The following is a 23,956-nucleotide window of genomic DNA, read 5'->3' as shown; positions in this document are numbered from 1 at the left end:
AGAAGAAGACGCGATGACTGACCCCGTCGTGGCCAAGCGCCCCGCCGGTTCCGGTAACCCCGGAGCCGCGCGGGGCGTTCGGGCTGCTCAGCACCCCTCGGAGGCTCCGATTCCCCCGACTCCGGAAGCCGTAGAAAAGACACCGCACGTTCGGCCGGGTGACCGGATCTTCCGCGGCCTGGCCACGGGTTCGGGTGTCTTCATCGTCGTCCTCATCGGGGCGATCGGTCTCTTCCTCCTTCTCCAGGCCATTCCCTCGCTCGGGCTCGACCAGGTCAACTTCCTGCTCAGCCACGAGTGGAACACCACCGACCCGAACAACCTCCGGTTCGGCATCCTGGACCTGCTCCAGGTGACGGTGTTCTCGTCGGCGTTCGCACTGCTCATCGCGATGCCGATCTCGCTGGGCATCGCCCTGTTCCTCACCCAGTACGCGCCGCGCAGGCTGGCCCGGCCGTTCGCCTACATCGTCGACCTGCTGGCCGCGGTGCCGTCGATCGTCTACGGCCTGTGGGGCATCTTCGTGCTCGCCCCGCTGCTGGTCCCGTTCCAGAGCTGGCTGAACAGCGCCCTCGGCTTCATCCCGATCTTCGGCACGGGCAACGTCAAAATCGAGTTCGGCGGCACGATCTTCACGGCGGGCATCGTGCTCGCGGTGATGATCCTGCCGATCATCACGGCCGTCAGCCGCGAGGTCTTCGAGCGCACCCCCACCATGCACGTCGAGGGCGCGATCGCGCTCGGTGCGACCAAGTGGGAGGTCATCCGCACCACCGTGCTGCCGTTCGGCAAGGCCGGCTACGTGAGCGCCTCGATGCTCGGCCTCGGCCGCGCGCTCGGCGAGACCATCGCGTTGACGATCATCCTGAACTACACGAACACCGCGTTCGGCTGGAGTCTCTTCGACGGCGGCTCGACGTTCGCGTCCCGCATCGCACTGGCCGCCGCGGAGTTCAACGACCCGCGCTCGGCGGGCGCCTACATCGCCGCCGGCCTCGTGCTGTTCGTGCTGACGTTCGTGGTCAACGCGGCCGCCCGTTCGATCGTCGCCGGCCACAAGGAGTACGAATGAGCACCGGCCTCGCGGATCCCTCGCGCCTGGCGACCCCGCCGACGTTCCAGAGCGTCAGCACCGGTCGCAAGATCAAGAACGGCCTCGCGACCGTGCTGGTGTGGCTCGCGTTCGCCGTGGCGGTCGTTCCCCTGGTCTGGGTCCTTTACACGGTGGTCGCCCGCGGCTTCCCGTCCATTGTGGACGCCGACTGGTGGCAGAAGTCCTTGTCCGGCCTGCTCGGCAGGCAGCAGGGCGGCGGCGCGTACCACGCGATCGTCGGAACCCTGTTGCAGGGCCTGGTCTGCGGCGTCATCTCGGTGCCGATCGGCATCTTCGTCGGCATCTACCTCGTCGAGTACGGCGGCCGTTCGAAGCTGGCGCGCACCACGACGTTCATGGTCGACATCCTGACCGGTGTGCCGTCGATCGTCGCGGCGCTGTTCATCTACGCGCTGTGGGTCACCACCCTCGGCTTCAGCCGCAGTGGTTTCGCGGTGGCGTTGGCCCTCGTGTTGCTGATGATCCCGGTGATCATCCGCACCACCGAGGAGATGCTCAAGATCGTCCCGGACGAGCTGCGCGAGGCCTCGTACGCGCTGGGCATCCCCAAGTGGAAGACGATCATGAAGATCGTCATCCCGACGGCGCTCTCCGGCATCCTGACCGGCATCATGCTGGCGCTGGCCAGGGTCATGGGCGAGACCGCCCCGGTGCTCGTTCTCGTCGGCTACGCCGCGTACATCAACTTCAACCTCTTCGACGGCCCGATGGCGTCGTTGCCGCTGTTGATGAACGTGGAGCGCAACAACCCGACGCAGGCGGGCTACGACCGGCTCTGGGGTGCCGCGATCACCCTGGTCCTGATCATCACGCTGTTCAACCTGCTGGCGACCGTGGTGTCACGGTGGCTGGCGCCGAAGACGAAGTGAGCGGGCGGTAATGGCCAAGCGACTCGACATCAAGGACCTGAACCTCTACTACGGCAAGTTCCACGCCGTGGAGAACGTCTCGCTGGCGGTGCCGCCGCGCAACGTCACCGCGTTCATCGGCCCCTCCGGCTGCGGCAAGTCCACCGTGCTGCGCTCCCTGAACCGCATGCACGAGGTGGCCCCCGGCGCCCGAGTCGAGGGCAAGGTGCTGCTGGACGGCGAGGACATCTACACGTCCACTGTGGACCCCGTGCAGGTGCGTCGCACCATCGGCATGGTGTTCCAGCGCCCCAACCCGTTCCCCACCATGTCCATCCGTGACAACGTGGTGGCCGGTCTGCGCCTGTCCGGCGTGAAGGACAAGAAGAAGCTCGACGAGGTGGCCGAGCGTTCCCTGCGCGGCGCCAACCTGTGGAACGAGGTCAAGGACCGCCTGGACCGCCCCGGCGGCGGCCTGTCGGGTGGTCAGCAGCAGCGCCTGTGCATCGCGCGGGCCATCGCCGTGCAGCCCGACGTCCTGCTGATGGACGAGCCCTGCTCCGCCCTGGACCCGATCTCCACGCTGGCGATCGAGGACCTGATCACGGAGCTGAAGAAGGACTACACGATCGTCATCGTGACCCACAACATGCAGCAGGCGGCGCGGGTGTCGGACCAGACCGCGTTCTTCAACCTGCTGGGTGTGGGGCAGCCCGGTCAGTTGATCGAGGTGGACGACACGGAGAAGATCTTCTCCAACCCGTCGCAGAAGGCCACGGAGGACTACATCTCGGGCCGCTTCGGCTAAGTTCGGCGCGGTGAGCCCGAAGAGCAAGACCCGCAAGAAGAAGCCTTCCCGCCGCCCACGCGAGGAGCGTTCGCAGTACGCGGAACTCCTCGCGTCGGCGGCCGGTGTGGCCGACGCGCCGTCGCCGGTGGTCGCCGAGATGTGGGCGAGCGAGATCCTCGGTTCGATCTGGATCGCGGCGTGGGAGCACGCAGGAGCCCTGGATCCGCAGGTCGCGTTCAGCATCGAGACCGACCGCCTGCTCGACCACCTTGCCGAGCAACGGGTTTCGTCCGCACTCGTCGCGCTGCGGGCGCTAGCGGGTGTCGGCGACGAGCAGATCCGGGAACGCGCCGCGCGCCTCGCGGACAAGCTCGCTGCGGACGGCGTGCCCGAACCTGCCTGGTACACCCCGGATGCCAGCCTCGAGTTCGTCGAGGCGAATACGGTGTCGGACCTCTTCGGTGACCAGGAGTCGATCGCGATCGACTTCCGCCGCGGCGACGAGCGCTACACGATCATGTTCCTGGTCGAGTCGGTGTTCGGCATCAGCGGTATCCGCTTGTTCAACACCCCGGCCGAAGGCATCGACGCACTGGTGCGTGACATGATCGAGTCGACGGAGGACACTTTCCGCGACGAGATCCGCCACCTCACCGCCGACGAGGCGTGGGAGAAGGTGGCGCCGTCCCTGGAGGAGCTCCTCGACGAGGAGCCCGACGACGAGGCGCGCGCCGCCCTGTTCACCGACGAGGGCGAGCACCCGATCACGGAACTAGCCCTGGCGCAGGCCTGGATCTCGGTGATCGAACCCGACGACCTCGACGACGTCGACGACCCGCTCGAACTCGTTGCCCCGGTCGTCCAGGCCTTCCTCGCGTCACCGCACGCTCAGGACCTGCCGGACCGCGAAGCGGCGCGCCTCTTCGCCGAGATCGCAGCCGAGTCCGCCGTGGACGAGGGGCGCAACCCCGACCAGTACGGCCCGATGTCCCTCAGTGCGTTGCTCGTCGCGGAGTTCGCCATGGCGCGACACGTTTCCGATGACGACCTGGCCCTGTTCCCCGGCATTGTTCGCGCTTGGGCGCACTTCAGCAGTGACCACCGGAGTCTGCCGGCCGACGAGACGGGGGCGGCGTGGGACGAGATGCTGCCCTCGGTGCTGGCCGACTTCGAACGCGCGTACCGGGAGCCGGAGATGGCGGCGGAACGAACGATGTCGTTCAGGAGCAGTTGAGCCATCTCAGCTGCGCCATGGCGGGCCGTACATCGTCTTCGACCTTCGATCGGGTAGATCATGCCGAACCCGCCGACAGCGCGCGTGTCCGTGTGGCACTGTGCCCCCGAGAGACAGGGGGATCTGTGCGAACTCGGATCGTCGCGGTGTCGGTGCTGGCACTTGGTGTTGTCGTGTCAGGTTGCTCAGACATGCAGGAGGGCACCGCGAAGCCGGGTACTAACGCCCAGACGAAGACGGCCTCCACCAAGGCCGGTACCCCAGCGAGTGAGCCGGGTGGTGATCTCGCCAGCGTGAAGAAACCTTGCGACTTGCTCAAGGCGGCCGATGCCACGAACCTGTTCCCCACCTCGCCGGAGAACCTTGACGCGAACAGCTGCCAGGCGCGTGACGCCAAGGATGTGCTTGTTCGGTTCAACCTCTACCGAGACAAGGGGCTGAAGGACATCACCCCGGTCAACCCCCAGGCTGAGCTGTCGGACACCACGGTTGGCGCTCACAAGGCGAAGCTGATCAAGAAGGCGGTCACGAGTACCGCCTGCGCCGTGACCATCGAGGTCTCGGCCATCTCGCGTGTCGACGTTGTTGGCACCGGCGGCAGGACCCTCGACGTTTCGTGTGATTCCGCTATGGCAGTAGCGAAGGCCATAGAGCCGAACCTGCCATAGAGAGGGACAAGAGGAAGTTGGAAAGAAACCTGACCAATTGACAGGTCTGCGGCAATGCTTGGAGACGGCCGAGGGTTCTCGCAGTCGTGGGTGCCGGGAAGCGCTGTTCAGGAAAAGCTGAGCGGATCGATGGAACCCGCTCGGGTGCTCCGTGCGTCAGAACGAGGACAGCCCCTGCTCGGGCGGGGTACGGTGCTGTCTGGGAACGTGCGAGCGCAGGGGGTAGTGGTGATCCCGCAAGAGGGCGTGTGGAGTCAAGCGTCCATGCAGGCGATGACGGACAGCGCGAAGCAGCTCAGCGCAGCCGCGTCGTCCGGTGGGTTCAAGGTCAGCAAAGAAGGCGCCCAGGCCTACATCAGCGCCCTCCAGAAGGCCATCGACGACGTTCGAGGGATGGACCTGGATCTCTTGGAGATCCAGCAGGAGACCAAACTCGGCACGAGCCCTGATGGACAGACGCTGAGCAGGTACAACAACGAAACCGCACTTGGCGGAGCTGGGACCGCTGGTCTGGTCCCGGCAATCGACCAGTTGAAAACTGCTCTCGATGACGCCAAGGCGGCCATGGAAGCGGTCCTGCGGAACTATGAGAACGTCGACAGCAGTAACGCGAGCTCGTTTAAAGCTCACTGACCGAGGACTTACGGGTGATTATGGGTTTGAAGTTGCGTCTCGTCGTTCCGATGGTGCTGCTCGGTCTTGCCGCTGCCGGTTGCACAGGCAAGGAACCAGGCAATGCGACCGCCGGAGAGACCACGGCAACGACCAAGCAAGGTTCACCGGCCTCGACGTCGGGTAGCAGCGGCAACGGGACGGGGCTCGCGAGCGTCAAGCCGTGCTCCCTCCTCAAGTCGGAGGACGCCACGGCGCTCAAGCTATCGGCTCCTGAGGACCTGGACGCCAACAGCTGTCAATGGCGAACTACTCCTGACCGAACTCTCGTTCGGCTGAACATCTATCCCGATAAGGCACTGAAGGACTTCGTTCCCGGACCCAACTCGGAAATCTCCGATACCAAGGTGGGCGGACACCCTGCGAAGTTCATCAAGAAGCCGGTGTCAAGCAGTTCTTGCGCCTACTCGATCGGGGTGACCGAGGGTTCACGGATCGATGTCGGTGCAAGCGGCAGCACGCTTGAAGCGGCCTGCGAGGCCGCGAAGAGTGTCGCCGAAAAAGTTGAACCGAACCTGCCGTAGGAAAGGACCAGGGGGAAGAAGCCATGACCACACCGAGCGGCGCCCCTGGCGCCCCACGCCCCAACAGCCAGGCTCACACGACCACCTACGCGGGTGACCACGAAGCCCAGCTGATGCAGGAGTGGCAGCAGGGGCTGGCCAACAACCCTGGCTGGTTCGGGCAGTTCACGAGCTTCGCCGAGTTCGCCCGCTACAAGGCGCAAGCGGACCAGTACCGCAAGGACCAGAATCAAGAGCTGCGGCAGCAGGTCGAGACCTACCGTCCCCCGATGAACAGCGCGTGCTCCCACTACATGGGCTACGACCACGCGACGCTCAAGGCGATGGTCACGGACAACATGGAACCGGGCACCGCGAACACGCAGGGCGCGGCGTACAACCGCATCGGTAACACGCTCGCGAACCTGCAGTCGGACCTGCAGAAGGCGACCCAGGTCGCCGGCAACTCGTGGGAAGGCCAGGCCGCCCAGGCGGCGCAGGGCTACTTCACCAACGTAGCCACCTGGTCGGGCAACGCGTCGCAGGCCGCCCAGCTCACCGGTAACCAGCTGTCGCAGCAGGAACAGGCGGCGAGCCTGGCCAAGAACAGCATGCCGGAGCCCGTCCAGTACGACATGAAGGACGCGCTGAAGGACTTCTTCTCCGCGCCACCGTGGGACGTCGCGGACACGGTCGACCAGATCCAGGCGAAGTTCGACGAGAAGCAGAAGGCGCACGAGGAAGCGGCGCAGGTCATGTCGACCATGTCGGCCAGCTTCCAGACGTCGAGCTCGACCATGCCGGCGTTCGCGCCGCCGCCCACCATGGCGGACGGCGGCGACCCGCCACCGCCTCCGCCCATCGGCCCGCCGATCGGGCCGGGACCGGGCCAGCCGTACACGCCGCCGGGCGGCAGCACCCCGCCCGGCGGTTACACCCCGCCCAGCGGAGTGGGTCCCGGCGGCGGCCCCGGCGGCACGACGACCCCGTCGCAGGTCGGTCCGGGCGGGCCCGGAGGCCCAGGTGGTCCCGGCGGACCCGGAAACCCTGGCAACCCAGGGAACCCAGGAATCCCAGGCATCCCGCCGGGTGGTCCCGGCGTGCCCGGCCGCAACGGTCCCGGCGTGCCTGGCCGATCCGGACCCGGTGTGCCCGGACGTCCCGGCGGTCCTGGCGGCGGCCCCGGCGGTGGTCGCGGCGGCGGTCCTGGCGGTGGCGGCGCGGGCCGTCCCGGTGGCTTGGGTGGCCTCGGCGGCCCCGGTGCGGCCGCGGCGGCCAAGGGCAGCTTCGGGCCTGGCGGCTCGGCGGGCACGATGGGCAACCAGCAAGGCGGCTTCGGGCCGTCGGGTTCGGGTGCCGCAGGCGCTGCGGGCCGGGCCGGTGCCGCCGGTATGGGCGGCATGGGCGCCGGGGCCGGCAAGGGACAGGGCGACGAGGACAAGGAACACAAGTCCGCGTCGTACCTGGTTGAAACGGAAGACGTCTTCGGCGACGGCACCATGGTGGCGCCGCCGGTCATCGGTGGGTGAGGGTGTACCAGTTCTCGTTGTCCCACGCGGCTGCCGATATCCTCTGGGAGGATCTCCGGCTCGGCAGCCGCCCCTATCCCTTTGATTTTCCGTACTTCGGGCAGACCGACGACGAACGCCGCAGCATTCGCAACGCGGTCTACAACGACCTGGCCAACCGTGGCCTCGCGAACCGCGGCCGGGTCGTGCCCGAGATCGAGGAAGCGCTGAACCTATTGGTGCGCTTCGAGTTCGGCGTCAATGCCATCGCGATGTTCGACCCGCGTCGCGACGAGCAGTTGCTCGCGCGAGGTGGGGCGGCCGGCGAACAGGCCGCGCTCGCGGTGCTCGACGAGCGCATGATGAAGGTCGACCTCATGCGCGCGCCGCAGCTCATTCGGTCCATTGTGGACCTTGTGCCGAACGAACGGCCGGGGCCGGGACAGTCGGTCAGCGTGCCCAGGCCGGCACCGGAAAAGCCGCGGCAGCAAGAAGAAGAGCCGCAGAGCTTCACGACCACCGTGCGGTCGCACTCCAACACCGCGAGCCAGACCCGTGCGCTGGAGGCCGTGTTCGAACGACCGCGCCTCAAGGTCGGGCAGTTCGGGATCGCCGTCCGCGACCGGACGGGCAAGGAGCATCGCGCACCGCAGATCGCCTGGTTCGACAACGACCAGGGCCGCTACATGACGCAGAAACGAAAAGGCGCTGACGGCCAGGACTGGTTGGTGCACGCCCCGGCCGACAACGCCCGCATCGCCGCCCAGCTCGCCAGCGAGCTGAACGCGTTGATCGCTTAGACGTTCTCGTCGCCACCGTAGCCGGGCATCCGGCCGGTGACGACGAAGACGGTGCGCTTGGCCACGGACACCGCGTGGTCGGCGTACCGCTCGTAGAAGCGGCCGAGCAGCGTGGTGTCCACTGCGGACGCCACGCCGTGCGCCCACTCCTTGTCCATGATGACCGAGAACAAGTGACGGTGGAGGTCGTCCATCGCGTCGTCCTCGTCCTCGAGTGCGCGCGCCCGGTCGACGTCCTGCGTCCGGATGATCTCGGTGGCGTCGCCCGCGAGCTTGACCGCGATCCGGCCCATCTCGGCGAAGTACGGCTTCACGTCGTCGGCCAGCACCTGCTGCGGGTGCCTGCGACGCGCGGCCTTCGCGACGTGCAACGCCAGGTCGCCCATGCGCTCGACGCTCTCCGCGGCGTGGATCACCGCGAGCACGGTGCGCAGATCGGTCGCGACCGGGGCCTGCAGTGCGAGCAGGGCGTAGGCCTGCTCCTCGATACTCGCCCGGACGTCGTCGATCTTGGCGTCGTTGCTGATGACCTGCTCGGCCAAACCGAGGTCGGCCTCGAGCAGGGCGGTCGTCGCGCTCTCCATCGCGCCGGCGGCCATCGCGCACATGTCGGCGAGCCGGTCGGCGAGCTGTCCGAGCTGGTCATGGTAGGCCTCACGCATGGGAGCAGCCTACGTCCCACGCATCGCGACAGCGACATCCGAGGATGAACCCCAGGTGAACCACAGGCGACCAAATCACTTGGCGCAGGGGTCCTGACCACCGTTCACAATGGACAGATCCTGGGGCACGTTCGGCTTTCCCGGCTCCCCGGCCGTCGAACCCGCTTGGGGCGCAACGACCTTGTCGTCGTAGTTGGTCCCGAGGATCAGCACGACGGCGCCGCCCATGCTGGGGTCCTCGACCTTCTCGGCGGTCGGCACCGCCGCGGCGAGCGTGGCGGCCCAGTCCTCCCGGCCCTTGGCGTACTTGATGATCGTCTTCTGGGCGGGCGCGGTGTCGCCGACGTTGACGACCTTGAAACCCTGCTTCTCCAGCGCGGTCCGCGTCCGGCCGGCCGCGCCGCCGTTCTCCGCGTCACCGTTGAGCACCTGGACCGACACCTGGTTGGGTGCGACCACCTGGCCCTGCTTGGGGGGCGCGTTGCCGTCGCTCGGCTTCCCGGCGTTCGGGTCCTGCTTCTCCAGCGGCAGCGGCGTCCCGTCGATGATCGACTGGAACAGCGCCTTGACCTCGCCGTCCTTGAGCCGCTCGATGTTGTCGCTCGGGTCGTCCTTGAGCCGGTTGTCGTCGGTCACGTGCGGCATCGTCACGAACGAGACGCGCCCCGCCTCCAGACCCTGCAGCGACTGACCGAGCGTCAGCAGCTGGTCGACACCGACGTTGTCGCCGACCGTCGACTGCGCGAACGCGTTGATGAAGTTGTTCAGCTTGGTGGGGTTGAGCAGCACCTGCGACGACAACGCCTGCCGCAGCATCGCCGACAGGAACTGCTGCTGCCGCGTGATGCGGTCGTAGTCGCCGAACAGGTCGCCCTGCACCTTGCGCGCCCGGACGAACTGCAGCGCCACGTCACCGCTGATCTCGTGCTTGCCCGCCTTGGGCAGCACGGTGCCCAGCTCGTCGTCGATGATCGGCTTGCTGACGCACACCGTCACGCCGCCGACGGCGGTCGACATCTGCCGGAAGCCGTTGAAGTCGATGCTGACGAAGTGGTTGATCTTCAACCCGGTCAGCTGCGTCATCATGTCCGTGACGCACCGCGGGCCGCCGGTCGCGTAGGCCTCGTTGGCCTTGACGCCCTTCTGCTCGGGCACCTTCTCGCCGGTCGTCTTGCCGGTGTTGGCGTCCCACCGCTCGCACGGCGGGATGTCGACCACCACGTCACGCGGCAGCGACACGACGACGACGCGCTTCCGGTCCTTCGGGATGTGCGCCAGCATCACGACGTCCGACCGCGCACCCGGCTCGCTGGCCTGCGTGCCGACGTTGTCTCCCGCCTTCGCACCGGCGCGCGTGTCCGAGCCGACGATCAGGAAGTTCTCGTCGCCGAGCTGCTTCTCCGCCTGCTGCACCGCGGCGCTGTTGCCGCCGAGCGCGTCGATCTTCTGGAACTTGCGGTCGATCCACAGCTTGGCGGCCCAGCCGATGCCGGTCGACAGGAACACCACCGCGGCCGCGGCGATCGCCGTGACCTTGGCCAGCCGCATCATCTTCTTCTGCTGCGGCGTGCGCCCGGCGCGCCGGGACTCGGGCTCCGGGTCGCTCTCGACGAACATCGTCGCGGGCTCGGCGAACTGCGTCGCGTCCTCAGCGTTGTCGTTGCGCCACGGCATGAGCTTGGACCGGCGCTCCTTGCGTTGCCGTTCCTGCTCGAGGAGCTCGTCGTGCACGGCGGAGAAGCGCGCCAGCGTGTGGTCGACCTCGCGCCGCTTCTTGACCTCGTCGCCGATCGCCTCCATCTCGGTGGTGAGGCTCAGCGGGTCGATCTCGTCGCGCGTTTCGGGCCTCGGCGTGGCAGGTGCCACGGGAGCCGCGGATGCCACCGGGGCCGCCGGAGCTTCGGGGGCCGGTGCTTCGGCGGCGGGCGCGTCGCCGCCGCCCAGCCGATTGGTGATGTTCGGGGCGGGCCGGGGGCCGCTGGACTCCGCACGCGCGGGCATCGGCCGCGGGCCGCTCGACTCGGCGCGCGATGGCATCGGGTGCAGGCCGGTGGCCTCGCCGCCCTGCGGGGGCATGCCGGGGCGGCCGGGCGGCGTGGGACGCGGCTGCATGCCGGTCCCTTCGGGGCCTGGCCGGGTGCCGGTCTGGTCTTGGGGCGGCTGCTGCCCAGGCGGGACGGGCCGTGGCCGGGTGCCCGTGCGTTCCGCGGTCGGCGGCATGTGCACGCCGTTCGCGTCGACGCCGGGGCGAGGCCTGGTGCCCGTCTGCTCGGCCTTGGGCGGCATGTGCACGCCGTTGGGGTCGGCGCCGGGGCGTGGCCGGGTGCCGGTCTGGTCGGTGGTCGGCAGGTGGACGCCGTTCGCGTCCATGCCGGGGCGGGGTCGCGTGCCGGTCTGTTCGGCCTTCGGCGGCATGTGCACGCCGTTCGCGTCCATGCCGGGGCGAGGCCGGGTCCCCGTCTGTTCAGCCTTCGGTGGCTGGTGCACGCCGTTCGGCTCGATCCCGGGACGTGGCCGGGTGCCGGTCTGCTCGGCCTTGGGCGGCATGTGCACGCCGTTGGGGTCGGCGCCGGGGCGCGGCCGGGTGCCGGTCTGGTCGGCGGTCGGCAGGTGGACGCCGTTCGTGTCCATGCCGGGACGTGGCCGGGTGCCGGTCTGCTCGGCCTTCGGCGGCATCTGGATGCCGCCGGGCGGCGTCGGCCGCGGCCTGGTGCCGGTCTGCTCCGCGGTGGGCGGCAGGTGCACGCCGTTGGGGTCGACGGCCGGCCGAGGCCGGGTTCCCGTCACCTCCGCGCGCGGCGGGACGGGCCGCGGCCGCGTGCCGGTGCGCTCCGCCGTCGGCGGCTGATGCACACCGTTCGGCTCAGCGGGCCGCTGCCGGGCCTGCTCCGGTGGCAGCTGCGGGCGCGGCCGGGTGCCGGTGCGCTCCGCGGTAGGAGGCTGGTGCTCGGGGCGCGGCGGTGCCGGCGGCCGCATGCCGTTGGGCGGCATCGCGCGACGCCCGGTGGCCTCGGCGGCGCGAGCGGGAGGCTCAGCGGGCCGCTGGGCGCGCGGGGGCGCGGGTGGTGGTGCCTGGTGGTGCTGCGGGGCCGGGGCTGGCGGGACGGGCCGGGGGATGTTCGTCCTGCTGTGCCGCTCGACCAGGTCCGAGACGCTCAGGCCCCCGGAGCCTTCCATCGAGCGACGTCTACGGCCGGTCGGCTGGTCGTGCTGGGGGTCCTGATCACCGCGGGAAGAGGGGCCGCCACGTCGGGGGTCGTCGGGCACCCAATCTCCCTTCTGGGTCAGTTCACTTACTTGTCTGTCATTACGAGTTGACGACGACCGGGACACAGTGGTTGCACCACCGGCGTGTCAGTTGCGCTCGCGATACTACGGATGCCGTCGAGTCCTGACGACCACTCCTGGTGATACGGATCCGTTCTGTACGGAATTACGCGCAGCACCCGTGCTCTGAACGGGTGAGCCAGCTCACTCAGTAGTAACCGAGGACGCGCGTCTCGGTGATGGCACGGCGCCCAGCCGCCGCACCGGCCAGACGCACCCGGCCATCCTCCCGGTACGCGACGGCGTTGCGTCCGGACTGCTTGGCCGTGTACAGCAGGCTGTCCGCCCGCAGCAGCTGTTGCTCCGCGCCGACCGCCGGACGCGACGGCGCCTCCTCGGCGGGCGGCTCGTACGCGAGCCCGATGCTCACCGTGACCCGCAGCCCGGAGGCGATGGTGGACCACGGGTGACGCTCGACACGTTCCCGGGCCGCCTCGGCCACGTCGACCGCCGTCTCCGCGTCCACGCGCGGCAGCACGAGGACGAACTCCTCGCCGCCGTAGCGCGCGCAGAACGAGCCCTCGGGCAGGTCCTGCTGCAGCAGTTCGACGACCCGTTGCAGCACGCGGTCGCCGAGCAGGTGGCCGTACGTGTCGTTGACCTGCTTGAACCAGTCGAGGTCGAGCAACGCGATGGCCAGCCCGTGCCGCGACGAGCCGTGCTCGGTGAGCATGTCGACGAGCCGCTGGTCGAGGTAACGGCGGTTGTAGCTGTCGGTCAGGCTGTCGCGCAGGCTCTGCTCACGTGCCTCGGCGTGCTCCCGGCGCAACCGGTCGACCTCGCGACGCAGCTGCTCGGGGACGTGTGGTTGCTCGTCCTGGTCGGCGTAGACCAGGTCGAGCGCCGAGCGCAGGTGCTGGTAGGCCTGCCGCCACTGGCCGCGGGAGGCGAGCAGAGTCGCGATGGACTCGTGCAGCTGGACCAGTCCGGCCCCCTGCTGGTCGACGCTCAAGCCGTCGTCCTGCTGGGATTCGGCGACCTCGGGTCGCAGTGCGGTCATCGCGGCTCACCTCCCTTACTTGCCAGGTGTCGTCTTGTAGGAGGCGACGCTTGAGCGGGAAGGACGCGCCGAGCCGGGATTTCCCCCGTCTGGTTGACCGTTGCCTGCTCCGAACTAGTGACCGTTCAGCCACCGGCACACGGCGCGAAACCGTAGGCCTTGCCGTCGAGCAGGACGACGTGCTGTGAGCCGATCTGACTGCCGATCACGGTCTTCTCCTGCCGCAGTGACACGGTCACGGCGACCACGTAGACGACCCCGCGCGGGTGTTCCTTCTGGCCAGGGGGTGCCCAGTCCGCGTCCATCCGAAGCGTCGACCAGGTCGGCTCGATCTTCAGCGTGGCGCCCTTGAGATCGCACGTCTTGGCGCGGAAGTCCGGGTGCTGCGTGTCCTTGATCAGGTCCTGCTGCGACGACGAACCCTCGTCGCCCGCCTTGTTGAGGTCGTCGTAGAACGCCTTGATCATCGAACGGTCGCCGTCGGTCAGCTCGACCGGCCGCGCCGTGCCCTGAACGGGAGCCCCGCAGCCCGCGACCAGCGCGAGTGCGGCGAGTACGCCGAGCCGCCGGTCAGCCACCGGAGTGCATCACGTCGGCGCCGACCGGGACCGTCGCGTCCTCGGGGTCGTCGAGCCACCCCTCGGGCAGCACCACCTTGCCCGGCGAACCCTGGCGCCCACGCGGCCCTTCGGCGTCCAGCGGGAACGGCGCGTCGTGGTCGAGCTTGCCGATCAGGTCGTCCAGCTCGGTGAGCGAGCTGACCATGGCGAACCCGCGCCGCACGTCGCCGCCGACCGGGAAGCCGCGCAGGTACCAGGCCATGTGCTTGCGCAGGTCGCGCATGCCCTTGTCCTCGCCGTAGTGCGCGGTGAGGAGCTGGCCGTGCCTGCGCAGGATCGCGGCGACCTCACCGAGGCTCGGCCCCTCGGGGATCGGCTCGCCGCGGAACGCCGCCTGCAGATCGCGGAAGAGCCACGGCCGGCCGAGGCATCCGCGGCCGACGACGACACCGTCGCAACCCGTGCGCGCGACCATGTCGAGCGCGTCCTGGGCGCTGAAGATGTCACCGTTGCCGAGCACCGGGATCGTCGTGACGGCTTCCTTCAGCCGCGCGATCGCCGTCCAGTCAGCCTGGCCGGAGTACCGCTGCGAGGCCGTGCGGGCGTGCAGCGCGACGGCCTGGGCGCCCTCCTGCTCGGCGATGCGGCCGGCGTCGAGGTAGGTGAGGTGCTCGTCGTCGATGCCGATGCGGAACTTCACCGTCACCGGGACGCCCGCCGGTTCGGCGTTGCGCACCGCGGCCCGCACGATCTGGCGGAACAGCTGCCTCTTGTACGGCAACGCCGCGCCGCCGCCCTTGCGGGTGACCTTGGGCACGGGGCAGCCGAAGTTCATGTCGATGTGGTCGGCGAGGTTCTCGGCCACGATCATCTTGGTGGCTTCGCCGACGTTGTGCGGGTCGACGCCGTAGAGCTGCATCGAGCGCGGGTGCTCGTCCGGGTCGAACGTGATCATGTGCATGGTCATCGCGTCGCGTTCGACGAGCGCGCGAGCGGTGATCATCTCGCAGACGTAGAGGCCCGCGCCGTACTGACGGCACAGCTGCCGGAACGCCACGTTCGTGATGCCCGCCATCGGGGCGAGCACAACGGGCGGGTCGACGGCGTACTGGCCGATCTTGAGGGCGGGGACTGCGGACACGCCCTTCAGGTTACGGCACCGTGAGGGCCACCCTCCCGGTTGTGAGGGTGGCCCTCACGACAGCGTCAGAAATCAACGTTGGCGCAGGCCAGGCGCGCTCCGGCGGTGCCGGCGTGGCCCTCGTGGCTGCTGGTCTTCTCGGCGTGCAGCACGACCGACTGGGCGTGCCGCTCGGTGAACTGCCACGCGACGGTCGCGGTCGTGTAGGCGTTGCCGCGCTCGTCGGTGGTCAGGTCGAGCCAGATCTCGTTCTGCGGGTTGGCGTACTTGGGGTCGACCGACGGCTGCACCGGGTCGGCCACGTTCTGGTAGTGGGGACCGGCGTCGGCGGGCAGCGCGCCGCACTTCTTGACGTGCACGTGCGTGCCGTAGACGCGGTTGGCGACGAGTCCCTTGACGCGGATGCCGACCGTGGTCTTGCCGTCGATCGTCGGGATGGACAGGACCGTGACGTGTGCGCCGGCCTTGACCAGCTCGGCGTTGTACGTCACCGCCTTGGCCTTGGCGCTGTACTTCTCGAACTTCGCCGACGTGTACGCGAGGTGCGCGGGCTCGGCCGCCGACGCGGTGCCGGGCAGCAGCACCGCGGTCAGAAGGGCTGCGGCCGCCGCCGCAGAAAAGGTTTTCATAACGCCCTCCCTAGCGGTTGTCCCGCCAGTGAGCCAGCCAAGTCATCCGGCAGGCGGATTTTGAGACGGCACAGCGTCTCAACTCGTCGCACATCGGCCGGACGGCTGACCGAAACATCAGCCCGGAGGTCTATCGGTACCCGGAAAATGTCGGCGCATTTACCGATCGTGTCGCGCTGAATCCGTGAATACCGTTCGACCGGGAGGTTACCTTGTCGAACAACGCAAGAGCCGGGCAGCTTCTGCTGGATCTCGGTATGTACCTCGGATTCGCGGTGTTCGCCAGGGCGACGTCGTTGTGGTCCGAGTTCTACGGATATCGGGTGTGGGGTGATTTCGCCTTTGTGGCGTACGTTCTCGCCGCCGTGCACGCGCTGGTCCTGTTGCTCTGGAGCCAATGGCTGCCGGCTCGGCTGAGATCGAGAACGCTGCCGATCTGGCTGGTGGTCGTCGTGGGTTTCGCGGCACCGCTCGCGAAGCTGGTGGTGACCCGGCTCGGTGCCCCCGACTGGACGAACACGCCGTGGACGTGGAGCGCGCAGCCGAACGTCTGGGTGATCGAACGGTCCGCGCAGCTGCTGCTCGCCAACGGCACGCCGTACATCGACGTCACCGCTCTGGGCCGTACGCCGGACGTCAACGACTACACGCCCTACGGCCCGCTGATGCCCGTGTTCGGCCTGCCCAGGGCGTTGTTCGGCACGTCGCCGCTCACCGACGCGCGGATCATGTTCGCGATCACCGCGGTCGTCGCCGTGGCGGTGAGCCTGCGGGTGCTGGGCCGGCCTCGCGTTCCCGTGCGGGCCGCGCAGCTGGCCGTCGCCGGTCCGTTGACGCTGCTCACCGCGACGGTCTCGGGTGAGGACCTGGCGGTCATCGCCCTGCTCGGCCTGGCGGCGGCGTTGGTGCTGCGGGAGAAGCCGGGGTGGGCGGGCGCGGTCGTCGCGATGGCGGTCAGCATCAAGCTGATCGCGCTTCCCGGGGCGGTCGTACTCACCGTGCTGGTGCTCGGCAGGCGCCGGTACTTCGGCGCATTCGCAGGTGTGTTCGCGCTGGTCAACGTTCCGGTGCTGCTGGTCGACCCCGGTGCCTTCGTCGAGCACGCGATCCGGTTCCCCGCGGGAGCGGCGCACGTTCGGTCGCCGGCCGCGAGCCCGTTTCCCGGACATCTGCTGACCGAGCTCGGCCCGTCGGGGCACGCCGCGGCGTTGGCACTGCTCGTCGCCGGTGGCGTGGCGAATCTGCTGTGGTTGTTGTTGCGTCGTCCGGAAACCGTCGCGGATGTCATGAAGAGAATCGTCGTCGGAATGAGCACGGCCATTCTGTTGATGCCTGCAAGCCGGTTCGGATATCTCGTGTATCCGGTCGTGTTTCTCGGCGCCATGCTGTTCTTCGCGGCGGTCGAACGCAAACGTGTCCCGACGTTTCAACCGGTGCTTTCCGGGTAGCCTCGTGGCGTGAGCGATGCGGAGGAGTCCGACCAGAAACGCCTGGCCCGCAATGTCAACGAGCTCCTGCAGGAGCTCCGGGTCGCGCAGGCCGGTGTACAGATCCTGTTCGGCTTCCTCCTGTCGATCGCCTTCACGGACAAATACGCGAGCGTCGGCGGCCTCGTCCGCGGCGTGCACCTGACGACGGTCCTGTGCGCCGCGATGGCCGTCGCCCTGCTGACCGCGCCCGCCGCGTGGCACCGGGTCCTGTTCCGCCAGGGCAGGCGCGAGGACATCGTGTCCGCGGGCAACACGTTCGCCTTGGTGGGCCTGGGTTTCCTGGCCGTGGCGATGACCGGCACGGTGTTCGTGCTGGCCGAGGTGATCGTCGGCGGGTGGTCGGCCTTCGTGATCGGCCTGGGCGCGCTGATGGTGTTCGGCACCCTCTGGTTCGTGCTACCCGTTGCGACGCGTGACAGTGACGGCAACGGGCAGGTGGTCGGACGCGTTCGTCCGCTCGGTGACGACATCACCGACGTCTAGGTCCTCGCTGACGAACACGTGGTCCAGCTGCTGCGTCGGACTCCCGGCGGGCCACGTGTTCAACGGCCGCTTGGCCGCGAGCCCGTCCTTCAACTCCTGCTTGATCGGCCCGAGCTTCGGGTTGTCCGGCTCGGCGTTGAAGTCCCCCGCGAGCAGCAGCGACCCCTTGGCCCGCATCTCGCGGATCTCGGCGGTGAGATCGCCGACCTGCCGCGCGGAGATCCCGTTGTCGTTCTCGTGCAGATGGCTGACGGCGAGCCCGAGGTCCCCGCCGGGCATGCGCAGCACCGCGCACAACACCCCAGCTCCCGTCGCAATGTCGTAGCGCGGGAACGAGTGAAAGCTCACCTCGTCCAACGGCTGCCGCGACAGAATCGCGTCCCCGAACAAGGGATCGCTCGAGGGCGCGTAGTACGCGTGCATCCCGAGCCGCTTCTGCAGTTGTGCCAACACGTCGTGCTGCCCGTTGACCAACATGCCGCGGTCAACCTCCTGCAGCATCACCACATCGGGCTCCAACGCAGTGATCGCCGACACGAGCATGCCGGGCGCGAACCGCCCGTCCTCGGAGATCCCGTACCGCACGTTGTAGGTCACGACCTTCACCGGCCAGGCGGCCTGGTGGTTCGCCGGCGTTTCCGCCGGGTTGACCGTCGTGGCCAGCACCATCGCCACCGCCGCCGGCACCAACGGCAACCAGGGCACCGGCTGCGTCAACTTCGTCCTGTTGGTGACCGCCGCGGCCCCGACGAGGACGGCGGCCAGCAGCACGAGGCCGGGCCGCCACACCGGCAGGCTGGTATCGAACGCCACGAAGTAGGTGCTGCACAAGAAAAAGAACACGAGCAACCCGCCGTACGCGGACGCTCCTCGATGCCGCTGTGTGCCGGAGTTCGCCGCGTGTCCCAGTGCGGCCGGCAACAGCGCCGCGAGCGTCGCTTGTGGAATCGCGGTCCACCATGGGAAATTCCCGTTGTCCCTGGGCAGGTCGGCCAGGGCCGTAGCGCCGATGATCAGCGCGGCAACGAGCCAGGCGGGCCCACTCCGTGTCGTGAGCGCGATCCCCACCGTCGCCCCAACGCCGACGATGAACCCGTGCTCAACCCGCGAAGTGGTCGTGGTGATGATCCCGGCGAGCAAAAGCGTTGGCCCCACAGCAAACCAGAGCGCCGTCGCACTTTCCTCGAAGTACCGCTCGCGCGCCGCGGCGACCATGACCGCACCACACCCGATGATGAGCAACCACGGCACCGGCCCACTCCACCAGGTCAGATCCACACTCCCGCTGAGCAACTGCAAGAGCGTCGCCGTAGCAAGCGAGACGGCCAACCCAACCGCCACCTTTTTGGTCGGCCACCCTTTGGTCGCAACCGCCACCAGCCACCCGAACAGAGCCGTTGTCGCCACGCACGACGTGTAGAGCTGCCACACCCCGGCCTGCCCGACCAGCCGTGCCGCTGTTGCCGTACCCGCGAGGACAGCGGGTGTAGCCGTCGGCCAACGCCGGGTGAGCGGGATCGCGAATGCCGCCGGCAGCACCCAGACCAGCGCGAACGCCGCGAGTGTGAGGGGGTCGGTGGTCCCCGCGCTACCGAAGATCGTTGTCAGCGAAGGAAGCCAGATCCGGACCGTGTCCAGGAGCAGCAACCCGCCAGCCGCCGAGGCGATCAACGCCATCACGGTCCGAATCTAGTTCACATTTACCCCGGCCAACAGGCCTGGTCGGGCGTCATAGGTGGCGCGCGCCACACGGCTGATGGTGCCCGGCGTCCGCCTCGACAGGCGAGGTCCACTAACCTTGGCTCCGGGCCGCTAGCTCAACTGGCAGAGCAGCGGACTTTTAATCCGCGGGTTCAGGGTTCGAGCCCCTGGCGGCCCACTAAAACGCCTGGTAGGAGCGGTGTGGGGCGATCACTCCAAGATCAGCCCCCACACCTTACCCACACTTAACTGTCTGACTCGCCAACTTCGAACACCGCTTCGAGCGCGTTCGCAGTGCGCGGGTTGACCGCCTTCCGCCCCATGTAGACGTCCTGCGTCATGGACGGCCGGGAGTGCCCCAACTGGTCCGCGACCATCCGAGGCGTGAGGCCCGCGTCGTCGAGGATCGTTGCCGCCGTCTTGCGGAAGACGTGCGAGGTCACCCACGCGAACTCATCACCGCCGCGTGCCTTCCGCAGGTCCCGCATCGTGTTCGACGGGTCGCGCAGGCCGCCGAGGCTGTCCGGGAAGACCGGCCCCTTCGGGTAGAGGGTTGCCTCGCGCCGTCGCTTCAACATAGCCACGGCCCACGAGGGCAGCGGGAGCGTGCGCTCGCCCGCTTCCGTCTTGGTTGACTTCCTGATCAGTCCCACCTCCTTGACTCGCACGACCGTGAAGTCCACGGCCACCGTGCAGGCGTCGAGGTCGACGTCATCCCAGTAGAGCGCCAGGGCCTCACCGATGCGGACGCCGGTGGCCATCATGAACCGCGACAGGTCAGGCAGGTCTCGGCGGACTGCTTTCTCGTCGGACTCCAACAGCGCGAGCCACCTCGTGCGCTCCTCCAATGTGAGTGCCCGAGGTCCCTTCTTTCGGCCGGCTTCCAACCGCGCCGTCTCCCTGGTCGGATTCGCGTCCAGCGCTCCATGGCGAACGGCGACGCCCAAGATCCCCGACACGACCGAGCGCGCCGTCTTGGCCGTAGCGACGCCGACCGACCGCCGCAACGAGTCGAGAAACGCATCCACCCGAGGGACGTTCGCCTCGCGAATCCGCAGCTCACCAAGGCTCTTGAGAACGTAGCGGTCGAGGATGCTCCGGTACGTGTCGACGCTTCCCGGCGACCGGGTGCCCGCGTCAGCAGCGGCCTTGAACGAGCCGAACCACAGTTCCGCGGCTTCCTTGAAGCGGCTTTCAGCCTTCAGCGTGCCGCCGGACGGACCCAGTCGTTCGGCGAGCGCCTTCTTCAAGCTCCGTTCGGCCGCCGACTTCGTCTTCCCCCAGCGCTCCACCGGCCTGGTGACGCCGTCGAAGTCACGGAACTTCGTGGTAGCCCGCCAGCCGGATTCCGTTTCGTAGCAACGAATTGCGCCGTACGTGCCGATGTCGAGCGGAGGCCGACCCATCAGGCCACCTCCTCGTGAAGGTGCTCGAACCAGGTTCGCACCTCGGACGGCAGGTACCGCAGGTGCTTGCCCACTCGTCGACCAGGCGGGCCGTAGCCCTTGGTCCGCCAGCCGTAGAGCGTGTGGACCGGCACGTTGAGGAAGGTCGCTACGTCGTTGACCGTCCACAAAGGCTCGAATGCATGTGCTGTCATGGCGTTGTCCCCCCTCGTTGATCAGGCCGCTTGCTGAGTTGCCGAACTCTCGGGCGGTCCGGCCGAGGCCAACAGCGCGGCCGTGTATTCGGCCTTCCATCTGCGCCGTTCAGCGACCGCTTGAAGCAGCAGGTGTGGCCGTGGAGGCACGTTCGGGTCACCAGGCTGGATGTTGTTCCAGACGAGCCGCTTCGGCTGGTCCTCGGGCTTGATGCCGACGTCCGCGAGCAATTGCCGAACGAATGCCTTGCGGTCGTGCTTGTGGTCCGCGAGCGACTTGCCCGACCACTTCCGCGACACGAGCACCCGCCGACCTGCGACGCCGAGCGTGGTCCGCTTGTGCGCCTTGCCCTTGCACTTGCCGGGCACGGTCGACAGGCGAGCGCCACGAGGCTGGACGCCGTAGAGGAGCCAGATCGGGCACTGCGGCGAGCACGGAGTCACGGCGAGCTCAGCGCAGAGCCGTTCGGCATGGTCGTCCTGCCGAGCTGTCTGGGCCTGGAAGCACTCGTCGATGCTCTTGGTCAGGTACTTCGTCAGGTAGCCGATGTGTCGGCCGGCTTCTTCGGTGCCGCCGAGGATGCCCTTGGCGTGGACCTGGACGCCGAACCGCGCGACATGCGCCGGACTCTCGACCTGGTCGAGTGCTTCTTCCCAGGTAGGCAAGGCCTTCCGCGTGTGCAGGTCGACGAAGCCCTTGGCCCGCGCATCCCACACCGGCAGCTGATCACCGCTGTACTTGATCTCGTCGTGCGCAGGCCACCAGACCTGGTGGTACGTGGCTTCCGCGACCGCCCGAAGCTCGGAGCGGGAGATGCTTCCTCGGATCGCCGCGTGCCAGTGCGGAGCCAACCGCCGCTGTGGCTCGACGGTGGAGAAGTACTGGACGTCCCAGCCGACGCACCGCCGGAGGTTCTGCACGAACCGGTCGAGCAGCGCCGCGAAGTGCACCGCGTCCCGAGCAGCCCGCCGGTAGTCGTACTTCGAGGGATCAACGGGCGTGCCGTCCGATCGCACCTTGCCGTAGCTGTCGAGCGTCAGCGTGAGGAACGTGGACGGCTGGTACTTCCCGCCGAACACCCTGCCGACCGTGCGCTTGCTGACCGGCCGCCGAGGCAGGTTCGCCGCATCCTGCCGACGCTTGGTCGACCGCTTCCGAGCCACCTTCGCGCGCAACTCGAGCGGCGGCAGCGAACCGCGGACACCGAGTTGCCGAAGTTCGGCGTCGACCTCGGCGACCTCATCCCGGATCTCCTCCGCTCCGGTCTCGTCCCCTTCCTCGACCGCCACGCGGAAGGCCTTCACCAGGTCTGCCCGATACTCCGTCAGCCCGCGCTGATCAGCGTTCGGAGCGTCCGGCGTGAAGTCGGGTTCCTCGGTCAGGTGCCATCCCTCACGGCACTGGGCCATCCGAAGCCGCCGGTTCTTCTCCGCGCAGGTCGGGCACACGCTCGCGACCGTCGAGCCGCACGGCACAGGCACGATGTCCACACGGCCGGTGTCGAGATCGATCCGTTCCTTGGCCAGCGGCCGGACACAGACGCCGTGTTCCTCGGCGACCGCCCGAGCGACATCAAGGGCCGCAGGCTGTTTCATCCGGTCAGCGCGTGTCAGGTACTCGGTCATGCCGCCGCGCTCCCTTCTGTGCCATCCGGCCGGCGGGGGAAGCCTCGGACTTCGGCCTTGGCCAGGAACAACCCCAGCTCCACGAGGTCCGCATCCGTGACGTGGAAGGCCCGCGCCCGCTCCGGTTCCCGCTGCCCGTCCTCCTTGCGCCAGGCGACACCGGGCGTGTTCTCACTGATCTCGTGTGCCGCCGCGCCCCGCTGCCTCACTCCGTCGCCGAGCACCATGTCGACCTGCTGAGGCTCATCGAGCCGCAGGGCAACGCGAGTGGTGAACAGATGGCGGAAGCTCACGATCTCCTTGCGTGGGTCCTGGACCAGACCGACGACGGCGTAGCCGGGTGCACGTCCCTGCGAGGTGATCGTCTGAACCGCACGAGTGGCGCGCTCCCGCAGCTGGCGGTCCTGCTGGTAGGCGATCAGGTCCGCGAGCTCATCAACGACCAGGACTGTGAACGGCTCGCCCGTCGACCGCGCCCAGAGTCGCCGGATGCCCCGGTACCGCGCCGCACGCTCCTTGACTTCGGCGGCGATTTCTTCAAGCAGGGCAACGGCTTCCGGCCCGTTGTCGTAGATCACTTTGTCGAAGGCATCCGGGCACTGGCCCAGCTCCATGCCGCCCTTGGGATCGATGCCCACGAGCCTCACCAAGCCCGCTCGAATGGCCGGGGCGAGCTGCCACACGATGGACCAGAGCACCGAGCCCTTGCCCGCACCAGGTACGCCGACCACGAGCACCTGGGAGCCGAGCAGCCGCAGCCGCCAGGGCTTGCCGGTCTCGGTCCGGCCGACGACCACCCGCTTGAGATCGACCTCGGTCGAGTCCGACAGCGCCGGAGCGGGCACCGGCCGAGCCAGCGGATCGGAGTGGATGAAGTCGAGTTCGAGCAGCCGCGGACGCAACACCCGCACCCTGCAAGAACGCGCGCTGAACGAGTGCGCCAGGTTGTCGCGCCGTGCTTCCCACTGCTCCGGTGACTGAGCCGGGATCATGCGCACCCGCACCTTGTCCCGCCAGCCCTCCGAACGAACCCGACGCAAGCGCGGCCGGTACTCCTTCCCGCGGACTTCCTTGGCCAGGTCCGCCAGTCGCATCACGGTCCGCCACTGCGGCACGTAGACGGTGGCCCGCCGCCACTCGGTCAGCCAGCGATACCAGCCGTGCCGTAGGAACGAGGCTGGCGCGACGCCGTACCAGATGACCAGCGCCGCAACGAGCGACAGCAACGCGAGTACCAACGGCGAGAGCCCGAACTCTCGATAGGCCGCGTACCCGCAGACAAGCAGCGTGATCGAGACCGGGTACCGCACGACGAGCAGCACCAGGCGGACCGTGAGCCGCAGCGTCAGCCACAGCAGGACGAACGGCGCGGCGATCACCTTGGCCCAGCCGGGAAGCCAGACCCACCAAGGGAACCGCGGGCGTTCACCCTCGAACGGGGCGGGGTCGATCCATCGGTTGCCGTTCATCGCGCACCGCCCACGAGCGCGATGGATCCGAGTTGTTTCGAGGCCCTGTCTGGCGCAGGAATGCGCCCAGGCTCTACGCTCATCGTTGTTCACTCCCAGGTTGGGTGGACAACGCAGGAGCGGCATGGTTG

At 68.3% G+C, this 23,956-nt stretch carries 22 protein-coding genes and 1 tRNA gene; 12 read left to right on the top strand and 11 right to left on the bottom strand.

Going from position 1 to position 23,956, the window contains the following annotated elements; translation table 11 throughout:
- Positions 1–13: 13 nt before the first annotated feature.
- From pstC to QSK35_RS17835, 9 genes are all read left to right on the top strand, one after another.
- Positions 14–1,072 carry a phosphate ABC transporter permease subunit PstC gene (gene pstC / locus QSK35_RS17875; RefSeq protein WP_285747471.1) on the top strand — a complete coding sequence of 353 codons (1,059 nt, stop codon included), beginning with the start codon at positions 14–16 and terminating at the stop codon, positions 1,070–1,072.
- A complete protein-coding gene (pstA, locus tag QSK35_RS17870; protein WP_285747469.1) occupies positions 1,069–1,983 on the top strand; it encodes a phosphate ABC transporter permease PstA in 915 nt (304 codons plus the stop codon). Before pstC ends, pstA begins: the two co-directional genes overlap by 4 nt.
- 10 nt (positions 1,984–1,993) lie before the next feature.
- Positions 1,994–2,770: a phosphate ABC transporter ATP-binding protein PstB gene (pstB, locus tag QSK35_RS17865; protein ID WP_285747467.1), complete on the top strand. Its 777-nt coding sequence runs from the start codon at positions 1,994–1,996 to the stop codon at positions 2,768–2,770.
- 10 nt (positions 2,771–2,780) lie between these two features.
- Entirely contained in the window at positions 2,781–3,986 is a 1,206-nt protein-coding gene (locus QSK35_RS17860) for a hypothetical protein (RefSeq protein WP_285747465.1), read from the top strand.
- A 146-nt stretch (positions 3,987–4,132) separates the two neighbouring features.
- The gene (locus tag QSK35_RS17855) at positions 4,133–4,654 is read left to right on the top strand and encodes a DUF3558 family protein (RefSeq protein WP_285747463.1); all 522 of its coding nucleotides are present in this window, start codon (positions 4,133–4,135) and stop codon (positions 4,652–4,654) included.
- 264 nt (positions 4,655–4,918) lie between these two features.
- The gene (locus QSK35_RS17850) at positions 4,919–5,287 is read left to right on the top strand and encodes a hypothetical protein (protein WP_285747461.1); all 369 of its coding nucleotides are present in this window, start codon (positions 4,919–4,921) and stop codon (positions 5,285–5,287) included.
- Positions 5,288–5,337: 50 nt separating this feature from the next.
- Positions 5,338–5,850 (top strand): DUF3558 family protein, encoded by a 513-nt coding sequence (locus QSK35_RS17845; RefSeq protein ID WP_285747460.1) that lies wholly within the window; start codon positions 5,338–5,340, stop codon positions 5,848–5,850.
- Between the two features lie 23 nt (positions 5,851–5,873).
- Positions 5,874–7,358 carry a hypothetical protein gene (locus QSK35_RS17840; protein ID WP_285747459.1) on the top strand — a complete coding sequence of 495 codons (1,485 nt, stop codon included), beginning with the start codon at positions 5,874–5,876 and terminating at the stop codon, positions 7,356–7,358.
- Positions 7,355–8,137 (top strand): ESX secretion-associated protein EspG, encoded by a 783-nt coding sequence (locus QSK35_RS17835; protein ID WP_285747457.1) that lies wholly within the window; start codon positions 7,355–7,357, stop codon positions 8,135–8,137. Before QSK35_RS17840 ends, QSK35_RS17835 begins: the two co-directional genes overlap by 4 nt.
- Here the strand turns inward: QSK35_RS17835 and phoU are convergent.
- From phoU to QSK35_RS17805, 6 genes are all read right to left on the bottom strand, one after another.
- Positions 8,134–8,799, bottom strand: a complete 666-nt coding sequence (gene phoU / locus QSK35_RS17830) for a phosphate signaling complex protein PhoU (RefSeq protein WP_285747455.1) — start codon at positions 8,797–8,799, stop codon at positions 8,134–8,136. The two genes, QSK35_RS17835 and phoU, sit on opposite strands and share 4 nt — an antisense overlap.
- 75 nt (positions 8,800–8,874) lie before the next feature.
- Positions 8,875–11,976, bottom strand: a complete 3,102-nt coding sequence (locus QSK35_RS17825) for an LCP family protein (RefSeq protein WP_285747454.1) — start codon at positions 11,974–11,976, stop codon at positions 8,875–8,877.
- Positions 11,977–12,274: 298 nt separating this feature from the next.
- Positions 12,275–13,126: a GGDEF domain-containing protein gene (locus QSK35_RS17820; protein ID WP_285747452.1), complete on the bottom strand. Its 852-nt coding sequence runs from the start codon at positions 13,124–13,126 to the stop codon at positions 12,275–12,277.
- A 125-nt stretch (positions 13,127–13,251) separates the two neighbouring features.
- Positions 13,252–13,704, bottom strand: coding sequence for a hypothetical protein (locus tag QSK35_RS17815; RefSeq protein WP_285747450.1), 453 nt, complete (start codon positions 13,702–13,704; stop codon positions 13,252–13,254).
- On the bottom strand, positions 13,697–14,827 hold the full coding sequence (gene dusB, locus QSK35_RS17810; RefSeq protein WP_502881671.1) for a tRNA dihydrouridine synthase DusB: 1,131 nt from the start codon (positions 14,825–14,827) through the stop codon (positions 13,697–13,699). The genes QSK35_RS17815 and dusB overlap by 8 nt, the downstream gene beginning before the upstream one ends.
- 65 nt (positions 14,828–14,892) lie before the next feature.
- Positions 14,893–15,456 (bottom strand): superoxide dismutase family protein, encoded by a 564-nt coding sequence (locus QSK35_RS17805; RefSeq protein WP_285747448.1) that lies wholly within the window; start codon positions 15,454–15,456, stop codon positions 14,893–14,895.
- Positions 15,457–15,668: 212 nt separating this feature from the next.
- On the opposite strand from QSK35_RS17805, the gene QSK35_RS17800 reads away from it, so the two are divergent.
- Positions 15,669–16,904, top strand: a complete 1,236-nt coding sequence (locus QSK35_RS17800) for a glycosyltransferase 87 family protein (protein ID WP_285747446.1) — start codon at positions 15,669–15,671, stop codon at positions 16,902–16,904.
- Positions 16,905–16,913: 9 nt separating this feature from the next.
- Positions 16,914–17,429, top strand: coding sequence for a DUF6328 family protein (locus tag QSK35_RS17795; RefSeq protein WP_285747444.1), 516 nt, complete (start codon positions 16,914–16,916; stop codon positions 17,427–17,429).
- Here QSK35_RS17795 and QSK35_RS17790 read toward each other — a convergent pair.
- Positions 17,343–19,106 (bottom strand): endonuclease/exonuclease/phosphatase family protein, encoded by a 1,764-nt coding sequence (locus QSK35_RS17790; protein WP_285747654.1) that lies wholly within the window; start codon positions 19,104–19,106, stop codon positions 17,343–17,345. The genes QSK35_RS17795 and QSK35_RS17790 overlap by 87 nt on opposite strands.
- Before the next feature lie 129 nt (positions 19,107–19,235).
- Between QSK35_RS17790 and QSK35_RS17785 the strand changes: the two genes are divergently transcribed.
- Positions 19,236–19,308: transfer RNA gene (locus tag QSK35_RS17785), tRNA-Lys, on the top strand.
- A gap of 67 nt (positions 19,309–19,375) precedes the next feature.
- Here the strand turns inward: QSK35_RS17785 and QSK35_RS17780 are convergent.
- The 4 genes from QSK35_RS17780 to QSK35_RS17765 are packed head-to-tail and all read right to left on the bottom strand — an operon-like array spanning position 19,376 to position 23,825.
- The gene (locus tag QSK35_RS17780) at positions 19,376–20,536 is read right to left on the bottom strand and encodes a tyrosine-type recombinase/integrase (protein WP_285747442.1); all 1,161 of its coding nucleotides are present in this window, start codon (positions 20,534–20,536) and stop codon (positions 19,376–19,378) included.
- Positions 20,536–20,730 (bottom strand): helix-turn-helix domain-containing protein, encoded by a 195-nt coding sequence (locus QSK35_RS17775; protein WP_285747440.1) that lies wholly within the window; start codon positions 20,728–20,730, stop codon positions 20,536–20,538. The genes QSK35_RS17780 and QSK35_RS17775 overlap by 1 nt, the downstream gene beginning before the upstream one ends.
- 21 nt (positions 20,731–20,751) lie before the next feature.
- The gene (locus QSK35_RS17770; RefSeq protein ID WP_285747438.1) at positions 20,752–22,356 is read right to left on the bottom strand and encodes a replication initiator; all 1,605 of its coding nucleotides are present in this window, start codon (positions 22,354–22,356) and stop codon (positions 20,752–20,754) included.
- Positions 22,353–23,825, bottom strand: a complete 1,473-nt coding sequence (locus tag QSK35_RS17765) for an FtsK/SpoIIIE domain-containing protein (protein ID WP_285747436.1) — start codon at positions 23,823–23,825, stop codon at positions 22,353–22,355. The genes QSK35_RS17770 and QSK35_RS17765 overlap by 4 nt, the downstream gene beginning before the upstream one ends.
- Positions 23,826–23,956: the final 131 nt, after the last annotated feature.

Origin of the sequence: Lentzea sp. NBRC 105346 (assembly GCF_030269605.1) — a bacterium.
In the GTDB taxonomy this organism is placed as follows: domain Bacteria; phylum Actinomycetota; class Actinomycetes; order Mycobacteriales; family Pseudonocardiaceae; genus Lentzea.
Note: the sequence above shows the minus strand (reverse complement) of the source record. Positions and strands in the feature narration are given on the sequence as shown.